Origin of the sequence: Mycobacterium sp. GA-1199 (assembly GCF_001500045.1) — a bacterium.
Lineage (GTDB): Bacteria > Actinomycetota > Actinomycetes > Mycobacteriales > Mycobacteriaceae > Mycobacterium.
On record NZ_LQIX01000012.1, the window covers coordinates 334,594 to 347,734 of the forward strand.

Consider the following 13,141-nt stretch of genomic DNA (forward strand, 5'->3'; position numbering starts at 1 on the left):
AGGGTCGGCGCCATGACCCTCGCCGTGTTCAACGTCACCTTCGACAGCACCGATCCCGACCGGCTCGCCGAGTGGTGGGCCCGTGCCCTGGGTGGCCAGGTAAACCCAATGGCGCCAGGCTTTTTCGTGACAGTCTCGCCTCCCGGCTGCGCCACCGGCCTCGGCTTCCAGAAGGTCGACGATCCCACGCCGGGTAAGAATCGCCTCCACCTCGATCTCGGCGCCGATGACATCGAGTCGGAGGTCACGCGACTGGTCGAACTCGGCGCCACCGAAAAAGGTCGGCACAGCATGGGCGATTTCGGATGGGTGGTGCTCGCCGATCCGGACGGGAACGAGTTCTGCATCGGTTCGTCCGACCACCCGTAGAACGGGTCCTGTGACGCGACCGGTCCGTGCGGTGACGGCGTTTCTGGTCGCCGCGCTGCTCACGAGCGCCTGTGCAACCGACGCTGCCGCGCCCCCGGCCGGGACAGCGGTCGAATCCGACGATCGCCCCGCCCGCAGCCAGAACTTGCTGGTCGACGTCGTCGCTTCCGACTCTCCGGGTTGCTCGGCGGCGGTGGGGGTCGACGGCGCCGTCGTTTGGGTCGGGGCCCGCGGCCTCGCGGACATCGCGACCGGCGCCGAGATCAGCACCGACACCGCGTTCGACATCGCCTCGGTGTCCAAACAGTTCACGGCGACCGCGATCCTGCTGCTGGTTGACCGGCACCAGCTCGCGCTCGACGACAGCTTGGCAATGCACGTTGCCGGGCTTCCGCCGTGGGCCGGCACGGTCACCATCGGGCAGCTGATGCATCAGACCAGCGGGATTCCCGACTACATGGGGCTACTCGAAGATGCCGGCTTCGCACTGACCGACCGCACCACGAACGCCGACGCCCTGGCGGCATTGGAAGCCGTGACCGAACTCGATTTCGAGCCCGGCACGGCGTTCGAGTACTCGAATTCGAACTACGTGCTGCTGGCCGAGATCGTCGAACGGGCCGCACGACAACCGCTCTCGGCGTTCCTGTCCGAGCGGATCTTTTGGCCGCTGGAGCTGGCCATGGTCCTGGACCCCGCCGGTCCGGTCCCTGGCGCCGCGGTGCCCTACACGGGGGCCGACGCCGAATACACACCGGCGCGGACCGCATGGCAGCAGGTCGGTGATGGTTCGATCCAGACCGCGCCGAGCCAACTGGTGCGCTGGGCGGACAACTACCGCACCGGCGAAGTGGGCGGCCGCAGACTGCTCGACGCCCAGCTGGCCGGGGCGGTCGAGACGGGAGAGGGTGACCGGTACGGTGCCGGCATCTATGAATACGCCGATGGCGCGCTGGGCCATGACGGGGCCTGGGGCGGCTTCGTCACCGACTTCCGGATCGATCGAGACCGGCACACGTCGGTGGCCGTGAGCTGCAACGCCGACACGCAGGACCCGAGTGCCCTCGCTGACGCGCTCGTGCGGATCTGGGGCTAGGCGCGTGTCGGATGCCCGAGACGGCGGACAACCTAGAATGGCCTCGTGACGTCGGAGCTAACCCACGCCTTGAACACTGTAGACACCGTCGACAGAGCCGCCGCCACTCCCGATCACCCCCAGCCGTTCCGCGAACTCGGCCTCAAGGACGACGAGTATCAGCGGATCCGCGAAATTCTGGGCCGCAGGCCCACCGACGCCGAACTCGCGATGTATTCGGTCATGTGGAGCGAGCACTGTTCGTACAAGTCGTCGAAGGTGCACCTGCGCTACTTCGGCGAGACCACCACCGACGAAATGCGCAAGACGATGCTGGCCGGCATCGGCGAGAACGCCGGCGTCGTCGACATCGGTGACGGCTGGGCCGCCACCTTCAAGGTCGAGTCGCACAACCACCCGTCCTACATCGAGCCCTATCAGGGGGCGGCCACCGGTGTCGGCGGCATCGTTCGCGACATCATGGCCATGGGCGCACGTCCGGTCGCGGTGATGGACCAGTTGCGATTCGGTGCAGCCGACGCGCCCGATACCCGCCGCGTCGTCGACGGGGTGGTGCGCGGTATCGGCGGCTACGGCAACTCGTTGGGACTGCCCAACATCGGTGGCGAGACCGTGTTCGACGCGTCGTACGGCGGTAACCCGTTGGTCAACGCGCTGTGTGTGGGGGTGTTGCGCAAGGAGGACCTGCACCTGGCGTTCGCGTCCGGCACCGGCAACAAGATCATCCTGTTCGGCGCCCGCACCGGCCTCGACGGCATCGGCGGCGTGAGTGTGCTGGCCAGTGAGACGTTCGGTGGTGACGAATCCGGGGCCTCCGGACGCAAGAAGCTGCCCAGCGTCCAGGTGGGCGATCCGTTCATGGAGAAGGTGCTCATCGAGTGCTGCCTGGAGTTGTACGCCGCTGACCTCGTGGTGGGTATTCAGGACCTCGGCGGAGCCGGATTGTCCTGCGCCACATCCGAACTCGCATCGGCCGGCGACGGCGGCATGCGCATCGAACTGGATGCGGTGCCGTTGCGCGCGGCGAACATGACGCCCGCCGAGATCCTGTCGAGCGAGTCGCAGGAACGCATGTGCGCTGTCGTCGCACCCGAGAACGTCGACAAGTTCATGGCCGTCTGCCGTAAGTGGGAGGTGCTGGCGACGGTCATCGGCGAGGTCACCGACGGCGATCGCCTGCAGATCACCTGGCACGGCGAGACCGTCGTCGATGTGCCGCCGCGCACCGTCGCGCACGAGGGCCCGGTCTACGAGCGACCGGTGCAGCGGCCCGAGACACAGGACGCGCTCAACGCCGACACCACCGCCAAACTGCCGCGGCCGTCGACCGGTGACGAGCTCAAGGCGACTCTGCTTGCGCTGCTTGGCAGTCCACACCTGTGCAGCCGCGCGTTCATCACCGAGCAGTACGACCGCTACGTGCGCGGCAACACGGTGCTGGCCGAGGACGCCGACGGCGGCCTGCTGCGTGTCGACGAGGCGACGGGCCGCGGCATCGCGATCTCGACCGACGCGTCGGGCCGCTACACCGCGCTCGACCCCTACACCGGGGCGCAACTGGCGCTGGCCGAGGCGTACCGCAACGTCGCGGTCACCGGCGCGACGCCGGTCGCGGTGACCAACTGCCTGAACTTCGGCTCACCGGAGGATCCCGCCGTCATGTGGCAGTTCAGCCAGGCCGTGCGAGGTTTGGCTGACGGCGCTGCGGCCCTGGGGATTCCGGTCACCGGCGGCAATGTGAGCTTCTACAACCAGACCGGCACCACCGCGATCCTGCCCACCCCGGTGGTCGGGGTGCTCGGGGTGATCGACGACGTCAAACGGCGCATTCCCACCGGATTCGGCGACGAACCCGGCGAGACGTTGATGCTGCTCGGTGACACCCGCGACGAGTTCGACGGGTCCATCTGGGCGCAGGTGACCGCCGACCACCTCGGCGGCCTCCCGCCGAAGGTGGACCTCGAGCGCGAGAAACTGCTCGCCGAGGTGCTGACGGCGGCATCCCGCGACGGGCTGGTCTCGGCCGCCCACGACCTGTCCGAGGGCGGCTTGATCCAGGCCGTCGTCGAGGCCGCGCTTCGCGGTGAGACCGGTTGCCGCATCGTACTTCCCGAGGATTGCGATCCGTTCGTCATGCTGTTCTCCGAGTCGGCCGGCCGGGTGCTGGTGGCTGTACCGCGCACCGAGGAGAGCCGGTTCCGCGCGATGTGCGAGGCTCGCGGCTTGCCGACGACCCGCATCGGGGTGGTGGACGCCGCCAGTGACGCCGTCGAGGTACAGGGCCACTTCACGGTCACGCTGGAGGGCCTGAGGATCACGTCGGAGGGCGTGCTTCCCGGGTTGTTCGGGTGAGTGAGACCACCCGACAACAACACCCCATATACGTCTGGGCGTGGCGCCTGCTCCGCCTCGACTTCGTCGGAGTCGCGTTCGGCGCGCTGTTCTTCTGCCTGTCGCTGACCCCCTCGCTGTTACCCCGGGACTGGTTGTTCGCGGGGCTGATCGGCGGTATCAACGCCGCCATCGGCTACGGCATCGGTGCCTTTGTGGCGCAGATGTTGCGCCGCTTCGTGTTACGGCGGGTCAGTTGGTGGCCACCCGGGAAGCCGGTGCTGTGGGCGGCCGAGAGTGTGACGGTGGTGCTGGCGATCACGGCCAGCGTGCTCATGGTGATTCCCGCCGCCGCATGGCAACGCCAGGTGTCGGCCGTGATGGGCATGGAAGGTCCCACCACGTTCGGATACCTGCGCACGCTGGTGCTCGCGGCGCTCGTCGGCGCGCTGTGTGTGGCCGCCGCCCGCCTGCTGCTCGACATCATCAAGACGATGGCCCGGTTCTTCATCCGCCGGTGGCATCTGCACGACGAGGTGGCGTTGTTCATCGGCACGGCGATCGTCGTGGTGCTCGCCATCATGCTGATCAACGGTGTCCTGGTTCGCGGTTTCCTCGCCGGCGCCAACCGCGTGTTCCAGCCGCAGAACACCACCACCAGGGCGGGGGTGATCCAGCCTCTCGAGCCCGAGAAGTCGGGCAGTCCAGAGTCGTTCGCGGCCTGGGACACCCTGGGATATCAGGGCCGCAACTTCGTCGCGACGGGGCCGGACGCCCAGGAGCTCACCGAACTGAACGGCACGCCCGCCAAAGAGCCGATCCGCGTGTACGTCGGCCTGCAGACCGCCGAGACCGATGAGCAGCGGATGGCGGTGTTGCTCAGCGAACTCGAGCGCACCGGCGCGTTCGAGCGTGAGCTGCTGGTGATCGTTCCCACCACCGGCACCGGCTGGATCAACCCTGTGGCGGCCCGGTCGCTGGAGATGATGTACAACGGCGACACCGCACTGGTGGGCTCGCAGTACTCCTTCCTGCCGAGCTGGATCTCCTTCCTCGGCGACCAGCAGAAGTCGATGGAATCCGGGCGCATGATGATCGACGCCATTCATCAACGCTGGGAACAGCTTCCGGAAGACCGGCGGCCCAAGCTGGTGCTCTACGGAGAGAGCCTCGGTTCGATGGCCGGCCAGGGTGCGTTCGACTGGCTCCCCGACATCTCGCGCATGGGCTTCTCCTCGGTGTTGTGGGTGGGCCCGCCGAACGCCAGTCCGCTGTGGAGGGCGATCACCGAGCGGCGTGATCCCCGAACCCCCGAAGTCGAACCGCGCTACGACAACGGCCGGACCGTGCGCTTCTCCCAGGCCACCGATCCCGCGCAGATCGCGAAGGTGGCCACCACGCCGTGGGTGGGCACGCGCGTGTTGTTCCTGCAGCACCCCTCCGATCCGATCGTGTGGTGGTCGACCGACCTCCTGTCCACCCGGCCCGACTGGTTGCGCGAACCGCCCGGCATCGACCGCACCGCATCGATGCGGTGGTATCCGATCGTCACCTTCGGGCAGGTCGCCGCCGATATGACGAATGCGAGTTCGGTGCCCGGCGGCCACGGCCACAACTACGGCGATCTCGTTCTCGACGGGTGGGCGGCGGTCGCGCCCCCGCCCGGATGGACTCCCGAGGACACCGAACGAATCCGTACCGCGCTGACCAAGACCGAGTCCGAGGACGGACCCGAATCCTGATGCGTAAGGCTGAGTTTCGTGCCGCCGCGATCGCGGTCGTGCTGGTGGTGTGGAGCTTCGTCGCGCCCAGGGTGCGATTCCACCCGATGTGGAATGCCGCGCTGGGTGCAGGCGTCTACGCGCTCGCGCGCCCGCCGCTCGGGTTGCGCCCGCCCGCGCTGTGGTCGGGCCTGCGCTACGGACTGGCCGTCGCCGTGCCGATCGCGCTGGGGGTCGCCGTCGCCACCGCGATCCCGTCGGTGCGGCGCGGAATGGCTGCCCGGGAACTGCCCGAGCATCCGGTGCGGTGGATGGCGCTGCACATCCCGATCGGCACCGTCTGGCCCGAGGAGGTCGCCTACCGCGCGACGTTGGGCAACGCCGCCGAGACCGCATTCCAGCCCGCAGGCGGGCGTCTGCTGCAGTCGGTGGCATTCGGTCTCTGGCACATCATGGACGCCCGCATCACCGGCAACCCGGTCCTGGGCACAGTCCTGTTCACCGGCGTCGCGGGCTGGTTGTTCGGCTGGTTGCACGCGCGGTCGGGCAGCGTTGTGGCGCCGATGCTGGCGCACTTGGCCGCCAACGAGGCCGCGGCATTGGCGGCGCTGACCGTGCAGCGGCGCATAGAGTCTCGGTCATGAGCACATCGGGGCGGGCCCGTTCACGGACCTTCGTCGTGACCGGTGCGGCGTCGGGCATCGGCCTGGCCACCGCGAGACGCCTGCTCGCCGAGGGCGGCACCGTGATCGGCACCGATGTGGTCGAGCCGCGACAGAACCCCGGTGACGGGTTCGAGTTCGTCGGCGCCGACGTCACCGACGAGCGCGCGGTCGACGGGGTCTTCGCCGCGGTGAGTGGTCGACTCGACGGTGTCGTGCACGCGGCGGGGGTGGCCGGCGGCGGGCCCGTTCACCTGCTCGACCGCGCCGAGTGGGACCGTGTCATCGCGGTCAACCTCACGGGGACATTCCTGGTGGCCAAGGCCGCCCTGGCGATGATGATCGAACAACCGCGGGCGGGCGGTGAGCGCGGGTCGATCGTCACCTTGGCCAGCGTTGAAGGGCTGGAAGGGACGGCAGGCGGCAGCAGCTACAACGCCGCCAAGGGGGGCGTCGTGATCCTGACCAAGAACATCGCACTCGACTACGGCCCCAGTGGTATTCGCGCGAACGCCATCTGCCCCGGTTTCATCGACACCCCGATGCTCGAAAGCGTGATGGGTCTCGAGGGTATGGAGGGACCGCTGCAGTCCATCACCGAAGAACATGCGCTGCAGAGACGCGGCAGACCCGACGAGATCGCTTCGGTCGCAGCATTTCTCGTCTCACCCGATGCATCGTTCGTCACCGGTCAGGCGATCGCGGTCGACGGCGGCTACACCGCCGGGCGCGACCACGGCGTGGTGAGACTGTTCGGATTCCCCGACTGAGTTCTCAGGGGTTGATGGTCAGATCTCCGATCTGGCGGCCCCACACGTACTCGATGAACATCGGCTGGCCGAGCTCGATGTGGTTGTACGGCGCGATGCTGGCGCCGGTGTCCATCACCAGGTAGGGCGTCGGATAAAGGTCGTGGGTGATGTCCTGCCAGCAGCCCGGGCGGCCTCCCGGTCCGCCTGTCGCGTTGATCCGCGGAAGGTTGTCCGGATAGATGTACGGGTTGCCGGCGCCGGCGAGGGCGCCACCGCCGCCGGTCAATGAATATCCATTGCCGCCCAACGTCTTCGCCACCCGAGGCTGCACTTCGGCGTACTTGCGGATGGAGCACAGGATCGCGGGGCTGTGGTGATCGAACAACTCCGCCGTCGGCACCAGATCCGCGGCGCCTCGCACGAGGTAAGGGCCGCCGCGTTCGATGGTGTCGGCGGCCACGTCGGCGAAGCCGAGCGCGGCCATCAGCGCGGTGTCGACGTCGGCGCGGTGCTCGTAGAATGTGCGCGCGGACGCTGTGGCGTCCCGCAGCCCGTCCCACAGGTCCACCGACGCGTCGGCGTAGACCTCGGCGAGATCGGCCAGCAGGCGAGTGTCCGTGCGGATGAGCGGCATCCGTGCGTTGAGGTCGGCGAGGATCCGGTCGCCGTTCAGCAGCGATTCACCGAAACCGTCGCCGCCGAGGCCGCTGAGCGCCTCCGCGGTCGCCGCCAACGTCTGGTTCAGCTTGATCGGGTCCACCTTCTCGGCCAGTGCGATGACCGTCTCGAACACCGTGTTGAACTCGGTGGTCACCGCGGACGCCTCGATCACGGCTCCGGCCGAGATATTTTGTGGGAAAGCATCGGTGGGTGATTCCAGCGAGATGTACTTGTTGCCGAACACGGTGGTGGCCCGAATCTCGGCCATCACGTTCGCCGGAATGCGTTGCAGGTAGCGCGGATTGACGTCCAACGACAAGTGCGCCAGCTTATCGTCAATGCTGTCGACATGGGAGATTGCGCTGACCCGACCGATCTCGACACCGTTGTAGGTCACCTTGGCTCCCCGTTCGACCACCAGACCCGCGCGCGGTGACACCACGGTCAGTTGCGCTTTGCGGCTCAGGTCGCCGCGGAACTGGAGGTAGAGCAGGCTCGCCGCGACCGTCGCCGCGAGCAGCAGCACCGCACCGGCCACCTTGTACGGCGGCTTGTGACGGTCGACAAACACTTTGAGACAGTAGGTTATGGCCGCCCGTCATACAGCCGATCCGGCGAAGACCCGCGCCGCGGTGGCGGCGCTGGCGGACTGGCTGCGCAATGACTCGCACGCTGCACCGTCGCGCACCGACCTCGGCGAGGCGGTCCGGTTGACGGCGCGCACGCTCGCGGCATCGGCACCGGGTTCCAGCGTGGAGGTTCGTGTGCCGCCGTTCGTCGCGGTGCAGTGCATCGAGGGCCCTGTGCACCGGCGTGGCAACCCGCCCAACGTCGTCGAGACCGATCCGCGAACCTGGCTGCTGTTGGCCGTCGGCCTGATCACCGTGGCCGACGCCGCCGCGGAGGGAACGCTGGTGATGTCGGGCTCCCGAGCCGGCGAGATCGCCGACTGGTTACCTGTGCTGCGGCTCTGACCGATGACGGTCACCGGAATTACGTCGGTCACGACCACGACATCAACGTGTCCCACGACACGCCCCACAACGTCGTTGCCGTTCACAGATGCCCGTAGACTCGTGGAATCAGCCACCCTCCCCTCGGAGCAGCCCTATCGTGACCGGCGAGCAGACGGATACGGATAACGAACCCCGCGAAGAGTGCGGCGTATTCGGCGTCTGGGCGCCGGGTGAAGAGGTCGCCAAGCTCACCTACTACGGCCTTTATGCCCTGCAGCATCGCGGTCAGGAGGCCGCGGGCATCGCCGTCGCCGACGGCTCGCAGGTGCTGGTCTTCAAAGATCTGGGCCTCGTGAGTCAAGTGTTCGACGAGCAGACGCTGGCCGCGATGGAGGGCCACGTCGCGATCGGGCACTGTCGCTATTCGACGACCGGGTCGACCACGTGGGAGAACGCCCAGCCGGTGTTCCGCAACACGTCGGCCGGCACCGGCGTCGCCCTGGGACACAACGGCAACCTCGTGAACGCGGCCGAGTTGGCGGCCCGGGCCCGCGAGGCCGGACTGCTCGACACCAGGGGCGCTCCGGTGGCGACCACCGACTCCGACATCCTCGGCGCCCTGCTGGCCCACGGCGCGGCCGATTCGACGCTCGAGCAGGCCGCGCTGGAACTACTGCCCACCGTCCGCGGCGCGTTCTGCCTCACGTGGATGGACGAGAACACGCTGTATGCGGCCCGCGACCCTTACGGGGTCCGGCCGTTGGCGTTGGGGCGGTTGGACCGCGGTTGGGTCGTCGCGTCGGAGACCGCGGCGCTCGACATCGTCGGCGCCTCCTTCGTCCGCGACATCGAACCGGGTGAGCTGCTGGCGATCGACGCGGACGGGGTGCGCTCCACCCGGTTCGCCAGCCCGGAGCCCAAGGGCTGCGTCTTCGAATACGTCTATCTCGCACGGCCGGACAGCACGTTGGCAGGCCGATCGGTGCACGCGACGCGCGTCGACATCGGGCGCAGGCTGGCCAGGGAGATGCCGGTCGAGGCCGACCTGGTGATCGGCGTGCCGGAGTCGGGCACGCCCGCGGCGGTGGGCTACGCGCAGGAGTCCGGAATCCCGTACGGCCAGGGCCTGATGAAGAACGCCTATGTCGGGCGCACGTTCATCCAGCCGTCCCAGACCATCCGGCAGCTCGGCATCCGGTTGAAGCTGAATCCGCTCAAGGAGGTGATCCGCGGGCGGCGACTGATCGTCGTCGACGATTCGATCGTCCGCGGTAACACCCAGCGCGCCCTGATCCGGATGCTGCGGGAGGCGGGGGCGGTCGAGGTGCACGTGCGCATCGCATCCCCGCCGGTGAAGTGGCCCTGTTTCTACGGCATCGACTTCGCCACCCCGGCGGAGCTCATCGCCAACGCCGTCGACGACGAGAACGAGATGCTCGAGGCGGTGCGTCACGCCATCGGCGCCGACACGCTCGGCTACATCTCCAAGCAGGGCATGATCGCGGCCACCGAACAGCCTGCCTCGCGGTTGTGCAGCGCGTGTTTCGACGGCAAGTACCCGATCGAGTTGCCGGGGGAATCGGCGTTGGGCAAGAACGTGATCGAACACATGCTCTCGACCGCCGCCAAGAGCGGTATCCCGCTGCAGTCCGGCAACGACAACGTCTCGGCGCTTCGCCGCCCCTGACTGCCGCCCGTAACTACCGCCCGACGTGTGCCCAGTGGGGATCGGTCGGTAACGGTCCGCGCTCCAAGGCTTTGGCCACCGCCTCCCGGTAACCGGTGAGACCACCGCTGGGCGGCGCGATGACGTCGTCGATGTCGTGCTCGGCCATCACCGCGTCACACTCCAACGACTCCACCAGCGGCCGGGCCAGCCCGCCGGGAAGCGGGGTCACCAACCCGATCCACCAGCTTGCGATTGTCGGTGTGAGCCAAGGCAATACGACCATCACACGGCGTCGCCGTCCCGACACCTCGGCGTAAACCTGCATCGCCTCGCCGTACTCGAACACGTCCGGCCCGCCGATGTCCCACGTGCGCGACGTGGGCACCGGCGCCGTGGCGGCCTCCGCCAGATAGTGCAACGCATCGTCGATTGCGATGGGCTGGATCTTGTTGTGCACCCACTTCGGCGTGGTCATCACCGGCAGGCGGTTGGTCAGGTGGCGGATCATCTCGAACGACGCCGAACCCGCGCCGATCACGATTCCGGCCTGCAGAACCACGGTCTCGATGCCCGAGTCGAGCAGGATCTGGCCGACGTCGGTCCGCGACTGCAGGTGCGGGGAGAGGTCGGCGCCCGCGGGGTGCAGCCCGCCCAGGTACACCAGTCGCTTGACGCCCGCATCGCGGGCCGCGGCCACGACGTTGCGGGCCGAGCGCGCCTCCTCCTCGACGAAATCGGGCGAACTGCCCATCGAATGCACCAGGTAGTAGACGACGTCGGTATCGGTGAATGCATCTCGCAGCGAGTCGGCGTCCCCGAGATCACCTCGCGCCACCTCGACCCGGTCGCGCCACGGAACGGCGTCGAGTTTGTCGGGGTTGCGGGCCAGTGCACGCACCACGTGGCCGCGGTCGAGCAACGCGGGCACCAACCGGCCACCGATGTAGCCGGTGGCTCCCGTCACCAAGCAACGGATGTCGTCAGTCACCTCGCCGGGATCGCCGGTTTGGACGTCAGGCAAACCCACAACCGGGATCGGGCATGTCCACCGACAGCGGGGTGCCCGTGGGTTTGATGTAGAGCACCCACATCACCAACGGCGTCGGGCCCAGGTTGCGGCCGATGTGCACGTTGCCCCGACCGCTGGCCTCGGTGATGGGCGCACCCGGCGGGTACACGCCGTCGGGCGCGCAGTTGGCCGCGGCGTCGTGGGTGAGCGTGCCTTCGCGGATCACCCCATACACCCGGCCGTCGTGATAGTGCCAGCCGGTGCTGCCGCCGGGCGCGATGGTGATCTCGCGGGTGACGTAGTCGACCCCGTCGACCGTCGCCTCCGACAGTGTCCTGGCCTGGACGCCGGACGCCGGTGTCGCCGACGCGGCGGCCGAACCGAACAACGCCGACGCGACCGTCACCGACGCGCACAGGGTGGACGCGGACCAGCGAACTGTTGTCATGAGCGGTCAGATTGGCACACCGCCGGGAATCGCGCGACATCGCGTCCGCAGCCGCGACGGCCGAAGGCGGTTACCGCAGCGCGGTGAACACCGGTAGCCTTTACCGCGATGACCGAACGTGCCGAACCTGCAGGCATCTCCTACGCGTCGGCCGGGGTCGACATCGAAGCCGGTGACCGCGCCGTCGAACTCCTCAAACCGCTCGCCGAGAAGGCGACCCGCCCCGAGGTGCGCGGCGGGATCGGCGGCTTCGCGGGACTGTTCGCGCTGCGCGGTGGCTACCGGGAGCCCGTACTGGCCTCGTCAACTGACGGCGTCGGTACCAAGCTGGCGGTGGCCCAGGCCATGGACAAACACGACACGGTCGGAATCGATCTGGTCGCTATGGTCGTCGACGATCTCGTCGTCTGCGGGGCCGAGCCGCTGTTCCTGCAGGACTACATCGCGGTGGGCCGCACGGTCCCCGAGCGGATCAGCGAGCTGGTGGCCGGCATCGCCAACGGCTGCCTGCAGGCCGGGTGCGCGCTGCTCGGCGGTGAGACAGCCGAACATCCGGGTCTGATGGCGCCCGACCACTACGACATCTCGGCGACCGGGGTGGGCGTGGTCGAGGCCGATGACGTGCTCGGTCCGGATCGGGTCAAGCCCGGCGACGTGCTGATCGCGATGGCCTCGACCGGCTTGCACTCGAACGGATACTCGCTGGCGCGCAAGGTGTTGCTCGAGATCGACCGGATGAACCTGGCGGGCCATGTCGAGGAGTTCGGTCGCACGCTGGGTGAGGAGCTTCTGGAGCCGACCCGGATCTACGCCAAGGACTGCCTGGCGCTGGCCGCCGAGACCCAGGTTCGCACATTCTGCCATGTCACCGGCGGCGGGTTGGCCGGAAACCTCGAGCGGGTGATCCCGCACGGGCTGGTCGCCGAAATCGACCGCGGCACCTGGACTCCCGCACCCGTGTTCGCGATGATCGGGCAGCGCGGTCGCGTCGAGCGCGTCGAGATGGAGCGGACGTTCAACATGGGTGTCGGCATGGTCGCGATCGTCGCGCCGGAAGACACCGACCGTGCTCTGGCGATCCTGACTGCGCGCCACTTGAACTGCTGGACGCTGGGAACGGTCAAGAAGGGCGGTAAGGACGGCCCCCGAGCCGAACTCGTGGGTCAACACCCACGTTTCTAGGGGTCAGCGGCGCCAGTCGTCCTCGTCGACCCAATCGTCGGCCACCGGATCGGTGCCGTTCAGGTCGTTCTCGGAAGCGCCCGACAGCTCTTGCTGAAGCCGCTTTAAATCGGTCTGCGGTGAGCTGTATTTGAGCTCACGAGCAACCTTGGTCTGCTTTGCCTTCGCCCGGCCGCGGCCCATGGGGGGACCCCCTCGCGCAATAACGGAGCGGCCCAATTGGTAGGCGGCTCCGATCTGATCTGTCTTTTATCGTCCTGCCGACACTTTACCGTGCCTGGCCCCG

13 protein-coding genes are annotated in these 13,141 nt (G+C 68.0%); 9 read left to right on the forward strand and 4 right to left on the reverse strand.

The genetic code is table 11. The features are described from left to right. Positions 1 to 12 precede the first annotated feature (12 nt). From AU198_RS10660 to AU198_RS10685, 6 genes are all read left to right on the forward strand, one after another. Entirely contained in the window at positions 13 to 369 is a 357-nt protein-coding gene (locus AU198_RS10660; protein ID WP_064348056.1) for a VOC family protein, read from the forward strand. A 10-nt stretch (positions 370 to 379) separates the two neighbouring features. After that, positions 380 to 1,465: a serine hydrolase domain-containing protein gene (locus AU198_RS10665; RefSeq protein WP_064348057.1), complete on the forward strand. Its 1,086-nt coding sequence runs from the start codon at positions 380 to 382 to the stop codon at positions 1,463 to 1,465. A gap of 69 nt (positions 1,466 to 1,534) precedes the next feature. Continuing rightward, the gene (purL, locus tag AU198_RS10670) at positions 1,535 to 3,817 is read left to right on the forward strand and encodes a phosphoribosylformylglycinamidine synthase subunit PurL (RefSeq protein ID WP_197416089.1); all 2,283 of its coding nucleotides are present in this window, start codon (positions 1,535 to 1,537) and stop codon (positions 3,815 to 3,817) included. Beyond that, entirely contained in the window at positions 3,814 to 5,538 is a 1,725-nt protein-coding gene (locus tag AU198_RS10675; RefSeq protein ID WP_064348059.1) for an alpha/beta hydrolase, read from the forward strand. Before purL ends, AU198_RS10675 begins: the two co-directional genes overlap by 4 nt. Further along, positions 5,538 to 6,161 (forward strand): Rv0804 family intramembrane glutamic endopeptidase, encoded by a 624-nt coding sequence (locus AU198_RS10680; protein WP_064348060.1) that lies wholly within the window; start codon positions 5,538 to 5,540, stop codon positions 6,159 to 6,161. The genes AU198_RS10675 and AU198_RS10680 overlap by 1 nt, the downstream gene beginning before the upstream one ends. Then, the gene (locus AU198_RS10685) at positions 6,158 to 6,949 is read left to right on the forward strand and encodes an SDR family NAD(P)-dependent oxidoreductase (RefSeq protein WP_064348061.1); all 792 of its coding nucleotides are present in this window, start codon (positions 6,158 to 6,160) and stop codon (positions 6,947 to 6,949) included. The genes AU198_RS10680 and AU198_RS10685 overlap by 4 nt, the downstream gene beginning before the upstream one ends. 4 nt (positions 6,950 to 6,953) lie before the next feature. On the opposite strand, the gene AU198_RS10690 is transcribed toward AU198_RS10685, so the two are convergent. After that, complete coding sequence (locus AU198_RS10690; RefSeq protein ID WP_064348062.1) at positions 6,954 to 8,162, reverse strand: MCE family protein; 1,209 nt, start codon at positions 8,160 to 8,162, stop codon at positions 6,954 to 6,956. 16 nt (positions 8,163 to 8,178) lie between these two features. Between AU198_RS10690 and AU198_RS10695 the strand changes: the two genes are divergently transcribed. Then, positions 8,179 to 8,565 (forward strand): sterol carrier family protein, encoded by a 387-nt coding sequence (locus AU198_RS10695; RefSeq protein ID WP_064348063.1) that lies wholly within the window; start codon positions 8,179 to 8,181, stop codon positions 8,563 to 8,565. 139 nt (positions 8,566 to 8,704) lie between these two features. Next, positions 8,705 to 10,234 carry an amidophosphoribosyltransferase gene (purF, locus tag AU198_RS10700; RefSeq protein ID WP_064348064.1) on the forward strand — a complete coding sequence of 510 codons (1,530 nt, stop codon included), beginning with the start codon at positions 8,705 to 8,707 and terminating at the stop codon, positions 10,232 to 10,234. Between the two features lie 13 nt (positions 10,235 to 10,247). Here purF and AU198_RS10705 read toward each other — a convergent pair whose 3' ends face one another. After that, a complete protein-coding gene (locus AU198_RS10705; protein ID WP_064348217.1) occupies positions 10,248 to 11,204 on the reverse strand; it encodes an NAD(P)H-binding protein in 957 nt (318 codons plus the stop codon). Between the two features lie 25 nt (positions 11,205 to 11,229). Further along, complete coding sequence (locus tag AU198_RS10710) at positions 11,230 to 11,673, reverse strand: cupin domain-containing protein (RefSeq protein WP_064348065.1); 444 nt, start codon at positions 11,671 to 11,673, stop codon at positions 11,230 to 11,232. Between the two features lie 108 nt (positions 11,674 to 11,781). On the opposite strand from AU198_RS10710, the gene purM reads away from it, so the two are divergent. Continuing rightward, entirely contained in the window at positions 11,782 to 12,855 is a 1,074-nt protein-coding gene (gene purM, locus AU198_RS10715) for a phosphoribosylformylglycinamidine cyclo-ligase (RefSeq protein ID WP_064348066.1), read from the forward strand. Between the two features lie 3 nt (positions 12,856 to 12,858). On the opposite strand, the gene AU198_RS10720 is transcribed toward purM, so the two are convergent. Then, positions 12,859 to 13,038, reverse strand: coding sequence for a DUF3073 domain-containing protein (locus tag AU198_RS10720; protein ID WP_064348067.1), 180 nt, complete (start codon positions 13,036 to 13,038; stop codon positions 12,859 to 12,861). Positions 13,039 to 13,141 lie beyond the last annotated feature (103 nt).

Excerpts from the sequence above, each read along its gene's own strand:
- AU198_RS10710 (WP_064348065.1), bottom strand. The coding sequence starts at position 11,673 with ATGACAACAGTTCGCTGGTCCGCGTCCACCCTGTGCGCGTCGGTGACG.
- AU198_RS10685 (WP_064348061.1), top strand. The coding sequence starts at position 6,158 with ATGAGCACATCGGGGCGGGCCCGTTCACGGACCTTCGTCGTGACCGGT.
- AU198_RS10680 (WP_064348060.1), top strand. The coding sequence starts at position 5,538 with ATGCGTAAGGCTGAGTTTCGTGCCGCCGCGATCGCGGTCGTGCTGGTG.
- AU198_RS10660 (WP_064348056.1), top strand. The coding sequence starts at position 13 with ATGACCCTCGCCGTGTTCAACGTCACCTTCGACAGCACCGATCCCGAC.
- purM (WP_064348066.1), top strand. The coding sequence starts at position 11,782 with ATGACCGAACGTGCCGAACCTGCAGGCATCTCCTACGCGTCGGCCGGG.
- AU198_RS10720 (WP_064348067.1), bottom strand. The coding sequence starts at position 13,038 with ATGGGCCGCGGCCGGGCGAAGGCAAAGCAGACCAAGGTTGCTCGTGAG.
- AU198_RS10695 (WP_064348063.1), top strand. The coding sequence starts at position 8,179 with ATGGCCGCCCGTCATACAGCCGATCCGGCGAAGACCCGCGCCGCGGTG.